Source organism: Cryobacterium lactosi (assembly GCF_004403945.1).
GTDB classification, from domain to species: Bacteria; Actinomycetota; Actinomycetes; order Actinomycetales; family Microbacteriaceae; genus Cryobacterium; species Cryobacterium lactosi.
Map to the genome: position 1 here is coordinate 42,395 of NZ_SOHM01000002.1, position 16,262 is coordinate 58,656.

Consider the following 16,262-nt stretch of genomic DNA (forward strand, 5'->3'; position numbering starts at 1 on the left):
TACGCAACGCTCAGGAGGCCGACATGACTAAGACAGCTCGCACCAGGTTCGCATCGATTGCAACCGGCGCTGCCTTCGTTCCGGCCGCCCCGGCGCTCGGGCTCGCCTCCGCCTAGGAGCGACTCCAAGCAACCACACCGCCCGCACCAGCGCGGGCCGGCACGTATCGGCGGGCGCACACGCGCCTGACCTCTCGGACGCGTTCATCCCGCGCCATCCAGGGCAACCGTTGGCTTCGCCACGGCTCCCGACCCACCTAGTCAGGCATCATCCAGCCCGCCGACGCGTCAGCGCCGCACCGGGCCCAGCCAGGAAAACTCATGACCACCACTGCTGAACAGCATCCGCCCCACACCGCGCCCACGCCCGCCGCGCGCTCGAACACGCTCCGTATTCTGTTGCGGCTCTACCCCTACGCCAAGCCTGCCCTGCCGCGCATCGGCCTGGGCATGCTCGCGGCGCTGCTCGCCTCGCTCGTGGCCCTGGCCATCCCGCAGGTGCTGCAGCAGCTCGTCGACGGCGCCCTCAGCCAGGGCGACACCACCCCGATCTGGCCCGCCGTGCTCACGGTGCTGGCTCTGGGCGTGCTCGAAGCCGTGATGATCGCCCTGCGCCGCTGGTTCGTGCTGGTGCCAGGCACCCACATCGAATCCCGGATGCGCAACGCCCTCTACGCCCGGCTGCAGGACCTGCCCGTGACCTTCCACGACCGCTGGCCGAGCGGGCAGCTGCTCTCGCGCGCCATCAGCGACCTGAACATGATCCGCCGCTGGATCTCGTTCGGTCTGGTGCTGCTCGTGGTGAACTTCCTCACCATCCTCGCCGGCGTGGTGATCCTCGTCTCGATGAACTGGATCCTCGGCCTGATCTTCCTCGTCTGCTCGATCCCGATCTGGATCTACGGCTACGTCTTCGAGGAGAAGTACTCGGTGATCGCCCGCCGCAGCCAGGACCAGTCCGGCGACCTCGCGACCGCCGTAGAGGAATCGGTGCACGGCATCCGGGTGCTCAAAGCGTTCGGGCGCGGCAGTTTCGCGCTCAAGAGCTTCGCCAACCAGGCCGAGGAACTGCGCGGCACCGAGATCGAGAAGGCCCGCGCCATCGCCGGCATCTGGCTGTGGCTGCTGCTCGTTCCCGATGTGGCGTTCGCGCTCTGCCTGGTCTCCGGTGTCTGGCTCACCAGCCAGGGCCAGCTCAGCGTGGGCGAACTGGTGGCCTTCTTCGCCACCGCCACCGTGCTGCGCTTCCCCGTGGAGTCGATCGGGTTCCTGCTGTCGATGACCTTCGACACCCGCACCGCCACCGACCGGTTCTTCGACATCCTCGACACCCCGAACACCATCACCGACCCGCCGCGCCCCGTCACCATTACCGCCCCGCGCGGCCGGCTGGCTTTCGAGAACGTGCACTTCCGCTACGCCGACTCGCCGGAGCGCTTCCCCGACCTGCTCGACGGGGTCGACCTGGTACTCGAACCCGGCGAGACCATGGCGCTGGTCGGGCTCACCGGCTCCGGCAAGTCCACCCTGACGGCGCTGACCACCCGGCTGTACGACGTGACGGATGGCTCGGTGACCCTCGACGGGGTCGACGTGCGGGCGCTGCGCCGTGAGGAGCTGCGCCGGCACATCGCCATGGCGTTCGAGGACGCGACGCTGTTCTCGGCATCCGTTCGCGACAACGTGTTGCTGGGCCGGCCGGAGCTCACCGAGCGGAGCCCCGAGGCCGACGCGGTCCTCGCCGAGGCGCTGCAGATCGCCCAGGCCGGCTTCGTGCACGACCTACCCGACGGCGTCGACACCCTCGTCGGCGAGGAGGGCATGAGTCTCTCCGGCGGGCAACGGCAGCGCGTAGCGCTGGCCCGCGCCGTCGCCGCGGCGCCCGCCGTGCTGGTGCTCGACGACCCGCTCTCGGCGCTCGATGTGAACACCGAGTCGCTCGTCGAAGCGGCGCTGCGCCGGGTGCTCGTGAAGACCACGGCGCTGATCGTGGCGCACCGCCCGTCCACTGTGATGCTCGCCGACCGGGTGGCGCTGCTGGAAGCCGGCCGGATCACCGCCGTCGGCACGCACTCCGAACTGCTGGCCTCGAGCCCGCACTACAAATTCGTCATCTCCAGCCTGGAGGACGAAGAACGACGAGAGTCCGAACGAGCGGGAGAAGCACTGTGAGCGTCATCGGAGTCGAAGGCGAAGAACGCGTCGACTACACCAAGGCTGAGAGCGCCCAGATCCGGCGCCGTTCGCTGCGTCTGCTCGGCTCCCTGCTGTTCCCGGTGCGCTGGTCAGTGGTCGTGGCGATGCTCGTCGTCGTGGTGTCCACGGCCGCGCAGGTCGCCGGGCCCGCCCTGATCGCGTACGGCATCGACAAGGGCCTGCCCGCCCTGCTCAAGCAGGACTGGGTGCCGCTGGCCGCAACCGGGGGCATCTATCTCGTCACCGGCATCACCGGGGCCCTGCTGATCGCCTGGTACACCGTGCTCTCCGCCCGGATCAGCCAGGCCGTGCTGATCGACCTGCGCAAGCGCGTGTTCCTGCAGACCCAGCGGCTCAGCCTCGAATTCCACGAGTCGTACACCTCCGGGCGCATCATCTCCCGGCAGACCAGCGACCTGGATGCGATCCGGGAACTGCTGGACTCCGGCATCAACCAGCTCGTGCAGGGCCTGCTCTACATGGCCTTCACCGGCGTCGCGCTGGTCGCCCTCGACGGGGTCAGCGGGCTGGTGCTGCTCGTCGCTCTGGTGCCGCTGCTCGCGCTCACCCGGTGGTTCCAGGTGCGTTCGCAGCACCTGTTCCGCCGCTCACGCACCGCATCGGCGAGCCTGATCGTGCAGTTCGTCGAGACCATGACGGGCATCCGCGCGGTCAAGGCGTTCCGCACCGAAAAGCGCAATGAGGGTGTCTTCGGCAAGCTCGTGGAGGCGTACCGGCTGGTCAACGCCCGGGTGATCCAGCTGTTCGGGGTGTTCGACCCCGGGCTGATCCTGATCGGCAACGTCACCGTCGCCGCGGTGCTGCTGGTCGGCGGCTTCCGCGTGGCCGACGGGCAGCTGGCCATCGGCGCCCTGCTGGCCGCGCTGCTGTACACCCGCCGGTTCTTCGACCCGATGGAGGAGATGGCGATGTTCTACAACTCCTACCAGTCGGCCGCCGCCGCGCTGGAGAAGATCTCCGGGGTGCTCGAGGAGCAGCCCGGAGTGCCGGACCCGGCCACGCCGGTGGACCTGTGGACGTCGAAGGGCGCCGTGCAGTTCGAGGACGTGAAGTTCGAGTACCAGGCCGACCGGGTCATCCTGCCGACCTTCAGCCTCACCCTCGAACCCGGGCAGACCATCGCCTTGGTCGGGTCGACGGGCGCGGGCAAGTCCACGCTGGCGAAGCTGATCTCCAGGTTCTACGACCCGTCCGCCGGCCGGGTGCTGCTGGATGGAGTGGACCTGCGCGACCTGCACCCCAAGGACCTGCGCCGGGCCATCGTGATGGTGACCCAGGAGGCGTACCTGTTCAGCGGCAGCGTCGCCGACAACATCGCCATCGGCAAGCCGGGGGCGACCCGGTCGGAGATCGAGGCGGCCGCGCGGGCCGTGGGCGCGCACGAGTTCATCGCGGGGCTGCCCGGCGGCTACGACACCGACGTGAACAAGCGTGGCGGGCGGGTGTCGGCCGGTCAGCGCCAGCTGATCTCGTTCGCGCGGGCGTTCCTGGCCGACCCGGCGGTGCTGATCCTCGACGAGGCCACCTCGTCGCTGGACATCCCGAGCGAGCGGCTGGTGCAGGAGGCGTTGCAGACGCTGCTCAGCGACCGGACCGCGGTGATCATCGCGCACCGGCTGTCGACCGTGGCGATCGCCGACCGGGTGCTCGTGATGGAGAACGGCGTGATCGTGGAGGACGGCACCCCGGACATGCTCATCTCGGGCACCGGCCGGTTCTCCCGCTTGCACGCCGCCTGGCGCGAGTCCCTCGTCTAAGCGCCACCATCCCGCGAACTGTGAGATAAGCCCCGAAAACCTCGAGTTTTTGGGGCTTAACTCACGGTTCGCGGGCTAGGACGGGCCCAAGGGAGGGGCGGCCGTGGGGCTCGCTAGAGGGGTGCCCTTGAGCTCGACGAAGATCGCGTGGGTGGGCGTGGCGCCGGTGTTCTCGCCGGAGTGGGTTTGGGCGGGCAGCCAGCGCGCCTCGCCGGCATCCAGAACCGTATCGAAGACCCGGTCGCCCAGCGAGAGCCGGCGGCTGAAGTCGCTCAGTGTCACCATCACGCTGTCCGGGTGCCGGTGCGGGCTGGTTGCATCGCCCGGCTCATCCCGGTACTCGAGCACGCGCACCCGCTCGTTCTCGAACAAGACCCGGTAGTGCTCAGGGTTCGAGCCGACCGGGTCGGCTGCCTCCGCCTCTTCCTCTGCCATGCCGGCACGATACACCCCTCGCGAACTGAGAGAAAAGCACCTGAAAACTCGAGTTTTCGGGGCTTGACTCACAGTTCGCGGGCTGGGCGGGCGGGGTTTGAGTCGGGCGTGTTTCAGGGATGTCAAGGGCCGGAGACCACTCGCCGAGAACCCGCCTGACACGCTTGACACTCCCCGGGCGGGCGGCGAATCTGGTCCAGAGAACACAACCGCCTCGAACGAGCACCTTCGTTCCCGAGCCGGTGCCACCGGGGACCGATGGTGTCGGCCTGTCTGATCGGGGGATCACCCAGCATGCAATCCGTCACCATTGTGGGCGCAGGGGTGGTGGGGCACGCGAGTGCCGCCGCCCTCCGCGCACACGGCTACACCGGCCGCATCACCGTCCTCGGCAGCGAACGCCACCGTCCCTACGACCGGCCGCCGCTCGCCCGTGGATTCCTGACCGGGCAGACCACGATCGGCGAATTGGCCCTCGAAGCCCCCACCGAGGACCTCGACGCCGACTGGCGGTTGGGCGTCGGAGCCGTCGCCCTCGACCCGGCCGCGCACCGGGTGACGCTGGCCAACGGCCGCACGGTCGACTCCGACGCCGTCGTGATCGCCACCGGGTCCGCCGCCCGCCGATTCACGACCATGCCCCGTGGCGTGCACACCCTGCGCACCGTGGAGGATGCCCTCGCCCTGCGCGAAGAACTGCTCCCGGGCGCCCGTATGGTCGTGGTGGGTGCCGGTGTGGTGGGGCTCGAGGTGGCCTCGACCGCCCGGGACATGGGCCTGGACGTGACGGTGCTCGGCAGCACCACGGATGCCCTGAGCACGACCTTCGGAGCGACCGTCGCCGGCGCCGTGTACGGGCTGCACGAGGGCAGGGCCATCACCGTGCGCACCGACCTGCGAGTGGCCGACCTGATCGGCCCCGGCTGGGTGTCCGGCGTGCGGCTGACCACCGGGGAGGAGGTCGGCGCCGACGTGGTGCTGCTCGACATCGGGGCCGTACCGCTGGTGGGCTGGCTGGGCGACTCCGGTCTCGACCTCCGCGGCGGGGTGGTCGCGGACGCCGCCGGTCGCACCGGCGTGCCCGGGGTCGTGACGGTCGGCGATTGCGCGGCCTGGCTGGACCCGGTCACCGGACAGCACCACCGCATCGCCCACTGGAGCGACACCCGCGACCGGCCGTCGATCGCGATGGCGGCCCTGCTCGGTGTGCACCCGGGCGAGGCACTGGCGCCCGCCAGGCTGACCTCGCAACAGGCCGGCGCCCTGGTGCAGTTCGCCGGCCGGCTGCACGGCGGCGAGCAGATGACCATCGAGTCCGGCGGCGTCGACACCGGCGACCTGGTGGCCGTCTACCGCCGCGACAACCAGCCGGTGGCGGTGCTGGGCATCGACCAAACCGTGCAGGTGACCCAGTGGCAGGCCAAGTTGGCCGACCCGGGCGCGAGCCCCGACGGACCTGCCTCTCCCACTGCCACCGGCGCAGTCGCTGTCCCGCCAGTAGCGATGCCGGCCGGGGTGGCGCCGGCCATCATCCAGACCGGAGCGGTCAGGGACGCCAGCGGGCTCGGCTGAGGTCCACCCGGTAGCCGGTCTCCGGGTCGGCGCCGAGCAGAAGTGGCGTCTTCTCGGCGCGGTAGTGGGCCAGGGCCCGGGTCTCGTGGCCTATCGGCGGGAGGCCTCCGGCCCTGATCACCCGCCACCACGGCGCATCCGCCCCGAACTGCGCCATCGTCTGGCCCACCACGCGGGCGGCGCGGGAGCCCAGAGTGGCAGCGACGTCGCCGTAGGTCATCACCCGACCCGGTGGGATGGCGTCGACGATGTCGAGCACCGCCGCGACGAACGGGCTCTCCGGGGACAGACGCACGGACTACAGGGTGAGGGCGCCGATGACCTCGCCGAACTCGGTCTCACCGATGTCGACGAAGCCGATGCGGTGGAAGAAGGCCTCTGGACCCTCCTCGCCGGGCTCCCAGATCACGGTGATGCGCTCGAAGCCGCGGCGGCGGGCCTCTTCGGCGAGGGCCTCGGCGGCGAACTTGCCCACACCCATGCCCTGGGCTTCGGCGTCGACGTTGATCCGCCAGATGCAGGCCCGGAACTCCTCCTGGGCGGAGTCGGGGTCGAAATTGCCGTGGATGAACCCGGCGACCTCGCCGTCGAGCAGCACCACCCGTTGCCACGCCGTGTTGGGGTTGATCACGGATGCCGCCACCGAGTAGGAGACGGGCGCGATGAATTGCTCCTGACCGGGCTTGAGGCTCAGGTTGTTGGCCGCGACGATGTTACGCGCGGACAGATCTTCCAGTCGGAGTTCAGGCATGCATCTAGGGTAGCGTCCGGCCGCGGCGGCAGATAGTCGGGTTTGTGGGGGACCGGGCTGTGCACCGGTGCCGCAGAGCCAACTCTCTCGATGTCAAGATAGTTACCGGCCTCGGCTAGGATTGTTCACGGCCACCACGCCCCGACTCACTGAGGAGAATCCATTGTCGAAGATCAAGGTTGCAGGTACTGTCGTCGAACTTGACGGGGACGAGATGACCCGCATCATCTGGCAGGCCATTAAGGACTCCCTCATTCACCCGTACCTCGACATCGACCTCGAGTACTACGACCTCTCGATCCAGAAGCGTGACGAGACCGACGACCAGATCACGGTCGACGCGGCCCACGCCATCCAGAAGCACGGCGTCGGCGTCAAGTGCGCCACCATCACCCCCGACGAGGCCCGCGTCGAAGAGTTCGGCCTGAAGAAGATGTGGGCATCGCCCAACGGCACCATCCGCAACATCCTCGGCGGCACCATCTTCCGTGAGCCGATCATCATCTCCAACATCCCGCGCCTGGTGCCGGGTTGGAACAAGCCCATCATCATCGGCCGCCACGCGTTCGGCGACCAGTACCGCGCCACCAACTTCCGCTTCGAGGGCGAAGGCACCCTCACCATGACCTTCACCCCGAAGGACGGCGGAGACCCGCAGCAGTTCGAGGTCTTCCAGGCGCCAGGCAGCGGCGTGGCCATGGGCATGTACAACCTGGACAAGTCGATCATCGACTTCGCCCGCGCCTCGCTCAACTACGGTCTCGAGCGCAACTACCCGGTCTACCTGTCGACCAAGAACACCATCCTCAAGGCCTACGACGGCCGGTTCAAGGACATCTTCCAGGAGATCTTCGACACCGAGTTCAAGGACCGCTTCGAGGCCGCCGGCCTCACCTACGAGCACCGCCTGATCGACGACATGGTCGCATCCGCCATGAAGTGGGAGGGCGGCTACGTCTGGGCTTGCAAGAACTACGACGGCGACGTGCAGTCCGACACCGTGGCGCAGGGCTTCGGCTCGCTCGGCCTGATGACCAGCGTGCTCTCCACCCCCGACGGCAGCGTCGTAGAGGCCGAGGCAGCGCACGGTACCGTCACCCGGCACTACCGTCAGCACCAGCAGGGCAAGCCCACCTCGACCAACCCGATCGCGTCGATCTACGCCTGGACCCGGGGCCTGTCGCACCGCGCCAAGCTCGACGGCAACCCGGCGCTCGCCGAGTTCGCGCACACCCTCGAGGACGTCGTCGTGAAGACCGTCGAGAGCGGCAAGATGACCAAGGACCTCGCGCTGCTGGTCGGCCCGGACCAGGGCTACCTCACCACCGAGGAGTTCCTGGCCGCGATCGCCGAGAACCTGCAGACCCGCCTGGCCTAACCCGCCGGCACTGTGCGCCCACAGAAGGCCCCGCCCATTGGGCGGGGCCTTCCGTGTGCCTACCCGGGCTTGGATGCGCCCAGCCCGGGATCGCGGGGCCGACAAGGGCAGGCTTTCCTTGCTGGTGCGCGAGCGCATCCGAGACGACAATGGAGCCATGTCCACGCTCCAGGGAGCATTCCGCCGGTATCCGGTTGTGGCGGCAACCATCGTGATCGGCCTACTCGGCCTGCTGTTATGGGCCCTCGGGTTGACCGTCGCCGTGCAGTGGCTGTTCTCCGGCCTCGGCCTGGTCGTGGTCGGCATCCAGGGCGCCGGCATGATCAGGCGGATGCGGCAGGGCTCGTTCGGTGTGGACTTGCTGGCGATCCTGGCCATCATCGCCACCATCCTGGTGGGCGAATACGTGGCCACCCTGCTGATCGTGCTGATGCTCTCCGGCGGCGCCGCGCTCGAGGACTACGCCGCGGGGCGCGCCCAGCGCGAGCTGAACGCCCTGCTCGACCGAGTGCCGCAGATCGCGCACCTGCTCCGCGACGGCTCCTCCGACGTGGAGGATGTGCCGGCCACCCTGGTGCAGATCGGCGACCAGCTGCTGGTGCGGCCCGCCGAGATCGTGCCCGTGGACGCCGAACTGGTCTCCGCCGCGGCCGCGTTCGACGAGTCCTCGCTCACGGGCGAGAGCCTGCCCGTGGAGCGGCACGCGGGCGAGGCGGTGCTCAGCGGTTCGATCAACGGGCAGGCAGCCGCCATCGTGCGGGCCACCGCCCTGGCCGCCGACAGCCAGTACCAACAGATCGTGGCGCTGGTTGCAGAGGCCTCCGCCAGCAAGGCGCCCGTCGTGCGCCTCGCCGACCGCTACGCGGTGCCGTTCACCGGGGTGGCCCTGCTGATCGCCGGCCTGGCCTGGTTCGTCTCGGGCGACCCCGTGCGCTTCGCCGAGGTGCTTGTGGTCGCCACCCCGTGCCCGCTGCTGCTCGCCGCTCCGGTGGCGTTCATGGGCGGCATGAGCCGCTCGGCCCGCAACGGCATCATCGTCAAGGGCGGGGGAGTGCTCGAGAAGCTCGCCAGGGCCCGCACCGTGGTGTTCGACAAGACCGGCACCCTCACCTACGGCACGCCCACCATCGCCAGGGTATGCCCGGAGCCCCCGTTCACCGAGGGCGAGTTGCTCGGCCTGGCGGCCTCGGCCGAGCAGTACTCGTCGCATGTGCTGGCCGCATCCGTCATCACCGCCGCGGAGCTGCAGGGCCTCGAACTCCAGCGCACCGAAACGGCCGTAGAGGTGCCGGCGCACGGTGTCACAGCCCGATTCGGCGACCAAGAAGTGATCGTGGGCAAGCTGTCATTTGTGGCCGAGCACGCCGCCGACGCCTACCCGGCAGACCTGGTCGGCGGGGAACTCGCGATCTACCTCGCCGTGAACGGCCGCTTCGCCGGCTGCATCGTCGCCAGCGACCAGGTGCGCGACAACGCCCGCGCCACCGTGCAGGCGCTCGACAAGCTCGGCGTGCACGAATCGGTGATGCTCACCGGCGACGCCCGGCCCACCGCCAACCACATCGCCCGGCAGGTGGGCATCACCCGGGTGCGCGCCGACTGCCTCCCGGCCGACAAAGTCGATGCGGTGCGGGCCATCCGCGAACGCCCTGTGATCATGGTCGGCGACGGCGTCAACGACGCCCCGGTGCTCGCCGTGGCCGACGTGGGCATCGCCATGGGCGCCAAGGGCTCCACGGCGGCCAGCGAGTCAGCGGATGCGGTGATCCTGCTCGACGACCTGTCCCGCGCCGCCCGGGCCGTCGCCATCGGCCGGGACACCGTGCGTATCGCCCTGCAGAGTATCTGGTTGGGCATCGCGCTCAGCATCGGCCTGATGATCGTCGCCGCCTTCGGCCTGATCCCGGCCACGGTAGGTGCGCTGCTGCAGGAGCTGGTGGACCTGGCCACCATCCTCAACGCCCTGCGGGCCATCGGCGGGCGCCGCGACGTGCGCGCCCGCGGCGTGGCCGCGCGAGTGCCCACGGCGACGCAGCCGGTACCCACCCGCTGACCTGCTCGTCCCGGGAGCTGCCGAGCGCCTAATCTGGAGGGATGCGACTTCTTCGTTCCCCCTTCGGCCCCAGACCTGGCCGAACGGCGAACGAACCCCGCCTGAGCCGGGATGTCTACGTGCTCGGTGTCATCGCTTTCTTTGTCATGGTGGGCTTCGGCGTGGTCGTGCCGGTGCTGCCGGTCTATGTGAAGAGCTTCGGGGTGGGCAACCTGGAGATCGGCGCCGTGGTGTCGGCCTTCGCCCTCATGCGCTTCGTCGCCAGCCCGGTCTGCGGCAAGCTGATCGACTGGGCCGGCGAACGCACCATCCTGGCGGTCGGCATCGGCATCGTGGCGGTATCCAGCGGCCTGGTCGGCATCGCGGGCAACTACCCGCAACTGCTGTTGCTGCGCGGAGCCGGCGGCATCGGCTCGGCGATGTTCACCGTCGCCGCGATGACGCTGCTGCTGCGCACCACGGCTCCGGGCATCCGAGGTCGCGCGGTGGGGTTCTACCAGGGCGGCTTCCTCATCGGCGGCATGGCCGGGCCCGCGCTCGGCGGCCTGCTCGCGACCATCTCTCTGACCGCGCCGTTCTTCTTCTACGCCGGCACCCTGGCCGTGGCCGGCCTGATCGGGCTGGTGTTGCTGCAGCCGGCCACCCGCGCCGGCGTCGGCGCGACGGGAGCCGCTGCGCCGCTGCTGCCGCTGCGCGCGGTTCTGCGCGACCCACGGTTCCGGGCCGCCTGCCTGGCCAATTTCTCGCAGGGCTGGTCGTCGTTCGGGGTGCGCGGCGCCCTGGTGCCCGTGCTCGTGGTGGAGGTGCTCAAGGGCCCGAGCGCCTGGACCGGCATCGCCTTCGCCATCGCCGCCGTCGCGCAGACACTCGCCCTCGCTCCCGCGTCGAAGTTCGTGGACACCGTCGGTCGCAAACCCGCGATCATCGGAGCGTTCCTGGTGGCCGCCGTGACCATCACGGCGATCCCGTTCGCCCCGAACATCGTGATCCTCACCGTGCTGCTCAGCGTGTACGGCGTCGCCGCGGCGTTCATGGGGACCGCGCCTGCGGCATCCGTCGGTGACGCGGCCGGCACCGCGGGCGGGCGACCGGTGGCGATCTTCTCGATGTTCTCCGACTTCGGCGCCATCGTCGGCCCGCTCGTGGCCGGCCTGCTCGCCGACACGGTCTCCTACCCGGCCGCGTTCCTGCTCGGTGGGTTGCTCTTCGTCGCCACCTCCCTGTACGCCCTGCGGATGCCCGCCGGCCTGCCCGCGCAGAGCGCCCCCGAGCCCCCCGCCGCCCCGGTCACCGAGCCCCTCGACCGGTAAGCCGCGCACTCCGGGCCGGCGGGAGGAGTGGTCCTGGACCCCGGTCGGTCCTACGGTGGGGGCATGGCTTACCTCGAGGTGCCCGTCCCGGCCGACCTGGCCCCCGATGTGCTGCGGCTCTGGTACCTCGAGCAGCCGGCTGAGCAGCGCTACGAGCGCATCTTCCCCCAGCCCGCGCTGCACCTGATCGTGAACCTCTCCGCCCCCTACCGGCTGGTCGACGCGCCGACCGGGGCGGTGCGGGTTTTGCCGGCCGGGTTCCTCTCCGGCCTGCAACCGCGGTACCTGATCAGCCAGAGCCCACCGGTCATCCGTCACCTCGCCGCCGAACTGGCCCCCTTCGCGGCCGCCCGGTTTCTCGACCTGCCCGCCGCCGCGCTGACCGGAACCGTGCGGGAGAGCCACGGTCTGCTCGGCGACACCGATGCCCTGCGGCACGCCGCGCTGCACAGCGACGAGCCGGCCGAAGCGGTGGGCCTACTGATCGAGCATCTGCGGGCGCAGACGCGCAGCCGGGCGGCGCCGCCGGCGGTGCTGCGGGCCTGGGCCGGTATCCAGCAGAACCCGGATGCGCCCATCCCGCAGATCGCAGCGGCCGCCGGCACCAGCCACCACCGTTTGATCGACGACTTCCGCACCTGGTGCGGGGTGACGCCCAAGACCTACGCGGATATCGTGCGATTCCGTCAGTTCATCGACGCCCTGCCGTTGCAGGGGCCGATGCCCAGCTGGGCCGAGTTGGTGGCCGGCTCCGGATACTACGACCAGCCCCATTTCATCCGGGTGTTCCGCGCGTTCACGGGCCTCTCGCCCACCCGGTACCTCGACATCGTCGCCCGCTACGGGCCCGAGTACGCCGCCTTCGTGCCGTTGGCGGAGCTGGACGGAGTGCCGGAATTTTCTACAAGACCCCTTGAGCCGTGAGGTTTAGCGTGGCAGTGTCCCGGACCGGCCGGGACCACCACTCCCGGGAGTTCTCATGGACGTCTCATTCAACTGGTTGGCGGTCGCGCTGGCCGCGATCTCGTCGTTCGTCATCGGCGGGCTCTGGTATTCGCTGCTGTTCGCCGGGCCCTGGCAGCGGGCCGCGGGTGTCACCGACGCCCAGCTGAAGACCGGCACCGCCCGGGTGTTCCTCGGGTCGCTGATCCTGGCGCTCGTGATGGCGATCAGCCTGGCCGCGTTCATCGGCTCGAACGGGCTGGCCTTCGGACTGTTCGCCGGGTTCGCCAGCGGCGCGACGTTCGTGGCAGCCGCCTTCGGTGTGAACTACCTCTTCGAACGAAGAAGCCCGGTGCTGTTCGCGATCAACGGGTCGTACAACGTGGTGTCGTTCACGGTGATGGGCGCCATCATCGGCGCACTGCAATAATGCTCAGGCGCCGAGTTCCTTGCGGCCGGAGAGGATGCCGCTGACGGTCGCGACGACCGCGAAGACGACGGCCACGATCGGCTGGCCCAGGTCCCACCAGGCCAGGGCCGCGGCGCCGAACACGAAGATCTCCACGATCGCTTTGCCGAACGGGTCCAGCTTGAACACGGCCTTGGGCGAGCGGAACAGGGCCCAGACCAGGATCGCGAACGCCGGCGCCAGGATGCCCACCAGGATGCCCGGCCACGGCAGCGGCCAGGCCAGGAACCCCCAGAGCGCCAGGCTCACGAAGGCGAACAGTTCGAGCACAAAACGCAGGATGTCGTTGGCGCCGATGGCTGGCGTGGAGTGGGTGTCGTTCACCCAGCAATCCTACCGACCGGGTTACTTGAAGATGATGGTGCGGGCGCCGTCGAGCAGCACCCGGTTCTCGGCGAACCACTTCACCGCCTGGGTGAGGGTGCGGCTCTCCTCGTCCTGGCCGATCGCGACGAGCTCGGCGGGAGTGCGGGAGTGGTCAACGCGCACCACGTTCTGCTCGATGATCGGCCCCTCGTCCAGATCGCTCGTGACAAAGTGCGCCGTGGCGCCGATGAGCTTCACACCGCGCGCGTGCGCCTGCTTGTACGGGTTGGCGCCCTTGAATCCGGGCAGGAACGAGTGGTGGATGTTGATGGCGCGGCCCTCGAGGTAAGCGCAGAGTTCGGGGGAGAGGATCTGCATGTACCGGGCCAGCACCACCAGCTCGATATCGTGCCCCTCCACGGCCTCGACCACGCGCGCCTCGAACGCGGCCTTGCTGGCGGCATCCGTGATCGGCAGCGATTCGAACGGCACACCGTAGAACCCGACCAGGTCGCGCAGGGTGCCGTGGTTGCTGAGCACCAGCGGAACCTCGACCGCCAGCTGGCCGCCACGCTGACGGAAGAGCAGATCGTTGACGCAGTGTCCCGCCGTCGACGCGAGCACCAGGGTGCGCAGCGGTCGGCCGACGATGTCGATGACGGATGCCATGGCGTACCGGTCGATGATCGGCGCCAGCGCGGCCTGCAGCTCGTCGCGGTTCGCCGGCGACTCCACCTGCAGCCGCATGAAGAACCGGCCGGTGTCTGCGCTGGAGAACTGCTGGCTCTCGGTGATGTTGCCGCGGGCCTGCACAATCGCGCCGCTGACGGCGTGCACGATGCCGGGCTGGTCGGGGCAGACCAGGGTGACGACCAGGTGGTGATGGTGGGAGGGCGCCTGAAGACTGGGGTTCATCGAACCAGATTACCGGGCCGCGGGCGCCCGGACACCCGCGTGCCGGGAGGCCGAATCGGTGCCGACCGGGCGAGAGGCGCGCGTAAAGCGGCGCAACAATCCAGCGATGTTGTGGCTGCCCAGCCGAAACTCCCCGATGCTGGAGATGGACATCAGGCAGGCGAGCTGACTGAGACCGGGAACGAAGCGAAGCTGGAAGGCAGTCCGACGATGACCCAATCACCCCTGCAGGCGCTGGACATCAAGCCGGCGACGATCACCGGCACCGTCATCCACGGCAATGCCTGGGGCCGGGTGATCGGCTTTCCCACCGCGAACATCGAGGTGCCCGGGCTGATGGCGCACACCGGGATCTGGGCCGCGATCGTGCACGGGGACGGGCTGCCCGCCGCGGGTGTGCTGGCCGCCGTGTCGGTGGGCACCCGGCCGACGTACTACGGCGACGCCGGGCATCCGCTGCTCGAGGCCCACCTGCTGGACTTCGCCGACGACCTGTATGGCCGGGAGCTGTCGGTGGAACTGCGCGTGTTCCTCCGCGCCGAATTGGCGTTCGTGGACACCCCGGCCCTCGTCGACCAGCTCGCGATCGACGTGCTGAACACCCGGGACTGGTACAGCGCCGGGGCCCGCGCCGCCGCCTGATATCGACCCGGGCACGCTGAGCGGGCTGCCGATCGGCTGGTTTGGCTTGGCCCACCCCTCATTTGAGGTCGTACTCGGCTAGGCTGGTCAGTGGTCGGTACGATTCTCGCCGACCCCGGGCGCGCACGTCGGCGCGCACCGCTTGACCAATCCCGCACAGCCAGCCGTGACAGCCGCTGGCGTCGGGCAAGCGGCCTCCTGTCTGTGAGCCACAGCACCCATGTCATTCACCGCGCCCATCTCGCTGCCTTCCAATGCCGGGCACCGCCCCGACACCGTCGCCGCCGGGCCGTTCCCCTGGATCGGCCTGATCGCCCTCTCCGCCGCCGTCTTCCTGTCGGTCACCTCCGAAATGCTGCCCACCGGTCTGCTGCCCGAGATGAGCAGTTCGCTCGGGGTCAGCCAGTCCGATGTGGGCCTGCTCGTGTCCTGGTTCGCCTTCACGGTGGTGCTCACCAGCACGCCGCTGGCGTTGCTGACCAAGCGGATGCCCCGGCACGGCCTGATCGTGATGGTGCTCGTGGTCTTCGCGCTGAGCAACATCCTCACCGCCGTCGCCCCCGACTACACCTTCGTGGTGATCTCGCGGGTGATCGGAGGGCTGGCGCACGGCCTGTTCTGGGGCGTTGTCGGCGCCTACTCCGCGCACCTGGTGCCCAAGGACCAGATTGCCCGCGCGGTCTCGATCACCATCGCCGGCGGCACGCTGGCGTTCGTGTTCGGGGTGCCGCTTGGCACCTTCCTCGGCCACCTGCTCGGCTGGCGGCTGTCCTTCGTGGTGCTGGCCGGGCTGATGCTCGTGGGCGCCGTCGTGATCTGGCGGTTCCTGCCCAAGGTCGAGCACTACACGGCCAAGCGCGCCGAAACCGTCACGACGGCCACCGGCACCATCACCCTGAAGAAGCTGCCGCGCGACCCCACCATCGGACCGGTCGCGCTGGTCTGTGCGATCACCGCGCTCACGATGATCGGGCACTACACCTTCTACACCTACATCGCCCCGTTCCTCAGCGACACCCTCGGCGTCGGCAGCGACGCCGTCGCCCCGTTGCTGTTCGCCTACGGCATCGCCGGCGCCATCGGCCTGTTCATCAGCGGGGTCGTGTTCAGCAAGCGTCCGCAGCTCGGCCTGGTCCTTGGCATGTCGGTCACCGTGGTCAGCGTGACCGTGCTGGCCCTGTTCACGCAGACCCTGCCCGTCGCGATCGGGGCGTTCCTGCTCTGGGGCCTGGCGTTCGGCACGTTCCCGCCGCTGCTGCAGACCCGGTTGCTGCACACCGCGTCGGTGCGCATCCGCGACACCGCGAGCGCCGTGTACACCACGGCGTTCAACATCGGCATCGGCCTCGGCGCGTTCGTGGGGGCGTTCCTGCTGGCCCAGGTGGGTCTGGGCACGGTGCCGTTCGTTTACGTGGGCATCATCCTGGTCGCGCTGATCCTGGTGCTGGCCAGCGACCTCGTCCTCCGCCGCCGCCGCGCCTGACCAGCGTCGGCCGCACGCTCACTGTTTCGCACG

At 69.4% G+C, this 16,262-nt stretch carries 15 protein-coding genes; 10 read left to right on the forward strand and 5 right to left on the reverse strand.

Annotated features, from left to right (window positions below):
• Window positions 1-320: 320 nt before the first annotated feature.
• Both E3T61_RS00295 and E3T61_RS00300 read left to right on the forward strand, forming a co-directional pair.
• Window positions 321-2,171 (forward strand): ABC transporter ATP-binding protein, encoded by a 1,851-nt coding sequence (locus E3T61_RS00295; RefSeq protein WP_134638937.1) that lies wholly within the window; start codon window positions 321-323, stop codon window positions 2,169-2,171.
• On the forward strand, window positions 2,168-3,973 hold the full coding sequence (locus tag E3T61_RS00300; RefSeq protein ID WP_134638938.1) for an ABC transporter ATP-binding protein: 1,806 nt from the start codon (window positions 2,168-2,170) through the stop codon (window positions 3,971-3,973). Before E3T61_RS00295 ends, E3T61_RS00300 begins: the two co-directional genes overlap by 4 nt.
• A 75-nt stretch (window positions 3,974-4,048) precedes the next feature.
• Here E3T61_RS00300 and E3T61_RS00305 read toward each other — a convergent pair whose 3' ends face one another.
• Entirely contained in the window at window positions 4,049-4,408 is a 360-nt protein-coding gene (locus tag E3T61_RS00305; protein ID WP_134638939.1) for a cupin domain-containing protein, read from the reverse strand.
• 294 nt (window positions 4,409-4,702) lie between these two features.
• On the opposite strand from E3T61_RS00305, the gene E3T61_RS00310 reads away from it, so the two are divergent.
• A complete protein-coding gene (locus E3T61_RS00310) occupies window positions 4,703-5,980 on the forward strand; it encodes an NAD(P)/FAD-dependent oxidoreductase (protein WP_194114239.1) in 1,278 nt (425 codons plus the stop codon).
• On the opposite strand, the gene E3T61_RS00315 is transcribed toward E3T61_RS00310, so the two are convergent.
• On the reverse strand, window positions 5,955-6,275 hold the full coding sequence (locus E3T61_RS00315; protein WP_198418616.1) for an MGMT family protein: 321 nt from the start codon (window positions 6,273-6,275) through the stop codon (window positions 5,955-5,957). The two genes, E3T61_RS00310 and E3T61_RS00315, sit on opposite strands and share 26 nt — an antisense overlap.
• Before the next feature lie 3 nt (window positions 6,276-6,278).
• Window positions 6,279-6,731, reverse strand: a complete 453-nt coding sequence (locus E3T61_RS00320; RefSeq protein ID WP_134638940.1) for a GNAT family N-acetyltransferase — start codon at window positions 6,729-6,731, stop codon at window positions 6,279-6,281.
• Window positions 6,732-6,894: 163 nt separating this feature from the next.
• Here E3T61_RS00320 and E3T61_RS00325 point away from each other — a divergent pair, with 163 nt between their 5' ends.
• The 5 genes from E3T61_RS00325 (at window position 6,895) to E3T61_RS00345 (ending at window position 12,844) form a co-directional block, all read left to right on the forward strand.
• On the forward strand, window positions 6,895-8,109 hold the full coding sequence (locus E3T61_RS00325) for an NADP-dependent isocitrate dehydrogenase (RefSeq protein WP_103432194.1): 1,215 nt from the start codon (window positions 6,895-6,897) through the stop codon (window positions 8,107-8,109).
• A gap of 157 nt (window positions 8,110-8,266) precedes the next feature.
• The gene (locus tag E3T61_RS00330) at window positions 8,267-10,162 is read left to right on the forward strand and encodes a heavy metal translocating P-type ATPase (RefSeq protein ID WP_134638941.1); all 1,896 of its coding nucleotides are present in this window, start codon (window positions 8,267-8,269) and stop codon (window positions 10,160-10,162) included.
• Window positions 10,163-10,203: 41 nt separating this feature from the next.
• Window positions 10,204-11,472 (forward strand): MFS transporter, encoded by a 1,269-nt coding sequence (locus E3T61_RS00335; RefSeq protein WP_134638942.1) that lies wholly within the window; start codon window positions 10,204-10,206, stop codon window positions 11,470-11,472.
• Between the two features lie 63 nt (window positions 11,473-11,535).
• Window positions 11,536-12,396, forward strand: a complete 861-nt coding sequence (locus E3T61_RS00340) for an AraC family transcriptional regulator (RefSeq protein ID WP_134638943.1) — start codon at window positions 11,536-11,538, stop codon at window positions 12,394-12,396.
• Window positions 12,397-12,451: 55 nt separating this feature from the next.
• Entirely contained in the window at window positions 12,452-12,844 is a 393-nt protein-coding gene (locus E3T61_RS00345) for a DUF1761 domain-containing protein (RefSeq protein WP_134638944.1), read from the forward strand.
• 3 nt (window positions 12,845-12,847) lie between these two features.
• Here E3T61_RS00345 and E3T61_RS00350 read toward each other — a convergent pair whose 3' ends face one another.
• Both E3T61_RS00350 and purU read right to left on the reverse strand, forming a co-directional pair.
• Complete coding sequence (locus tag E3T61_RS00350) at window positions 12,848-13,207, reverse strand: YrdB family protein (protein WP_134638945.1); 360 nt, start codon at window positions 13,205-13,207, stop codon at window positions 12,848-12,850.
• 21 nt (window positions 13,208-13,228) lie between these two features.
• Complete coding sequence (gene purU / locus E3T61_RS00355) at window positions 13,229-14,104, reverse strand: formyltetrahydrofolate deformylase (RefSeq protein ID WP_134638946.1); 876 nt, start codon at window positions 14,102-14,104, stop codon at window positions 13,229-13,231.
• A gap of 210 nt (window positions 14,105-14,314) precedes the next feature.
• Here purU and E3T61_RS21780 point away from each other — a divergent pair, with 210 nt between their 5' ends.
• Window positions 14,315-14,746, forward strand: a complete 432-nt coding sequence (locus E3T61_RS21780) for a riboflavin kinase (RefSeq protein WP_166793105.1) — start codon at window positions 14,315-14,317, stop codon at window positions 14,744-14,746.
• 220 nt (window positions 14,747-14,966) lie between these two features.
• Window positions 14,967-16,229: an MFS transporter gene (locus tag E3T61_RS00365; protein WP_134638948.1), complete on the forward strand. Its 1,263-nt coding sequence runs from the start codon at window positions 14,967-14,969 to the stop codon at window positions 16,227-16,229.
• The last annotated feature ends 33 nt before the right edge of the window (window positions 16,230-16,262 follow it).

Excerpts from the sequence above, each read along its gene's own strand:
- E3T61_RS00305 (WP_134638939.1), bottom strand. The coding sequence starts at position 4,408 with ATGGCAGAGGAAGAGGCGGAGGCAGCCGACCCGGTCGGCTCGAACCCT.
- E3T61_RS00295 (WP_134638937.1), top strand. The coding sequence starts at position 321 with ATGACCACCACTGCTGAACAGCATCCGCCCCACACCGCGCCCACGCCC.
- E3T61_RS00330 (WP_134638941.1), top strand. The coding sequence starts at position 8,267 with ATGTCCACGCTCCAGGGAGCATTCCGCCGGTATCCGGTTGTGGCGGCA.
- E3T61_RS00335 (WP_134638942.1), top strand. The coding sequence starts at position 10,204 with ATGCGACTTCTTCGTTCCCCCTTCGGCCCCAGACCTGGCCGAACGGCG.
- E3T61_RS21780 (WP_166793105.1), top strand. The coding sequence starts at position 14,315 with ATGACCCAATCACCCCTGCAGGCGCTGGACATCAAGCCGGCGACGATC.
- E3T61_RS00340 (WP_134638943.1), top strand. The coding sequence starts at position 11,536 with ATGGCTTACCTCGAGGTGCCCGTCCCGGCCGACCTGGCCCCCGATGTG.
- E3T61_RS00320 (WP_134638940.1), bottom strand. The coding sequence starts at position 6,731 with ATGCCTGAACTCCGACTGGAAGATCTGTCCGCGCGTAACATCGTCGCG.
- E3T61_RS00345 (WP_134638944.1), top strand. The coding sequence starts at position 12,452 with ATGGACGTCTCATTCAACTGGTTGGCGGTCGCGCTGGCCGCGATCTCG.
- purU (WP_134638946.1), bottom strand. The coding sequence starts at position 14,104 with ATGAACCCCAGTCTTCAGGCGCCCTCCCACCATCACCACCTGGTCGTC.
- E3T61_RS00310 (WP_194114239.1), top strand. The coding sequence starts at position 4,703 with ATGCAATCCGTCACCATTGTGGGCGCAGGGGTGGTGGGGCACGCGAGT.
- E3T61_RS00365 (WP_134638948.1), top strand. The coding sequence starts at position 14,967 with ATGTCATTCACCGCGCCCATCTCGCTGCCTTCCAATGCCGGGCACCGC.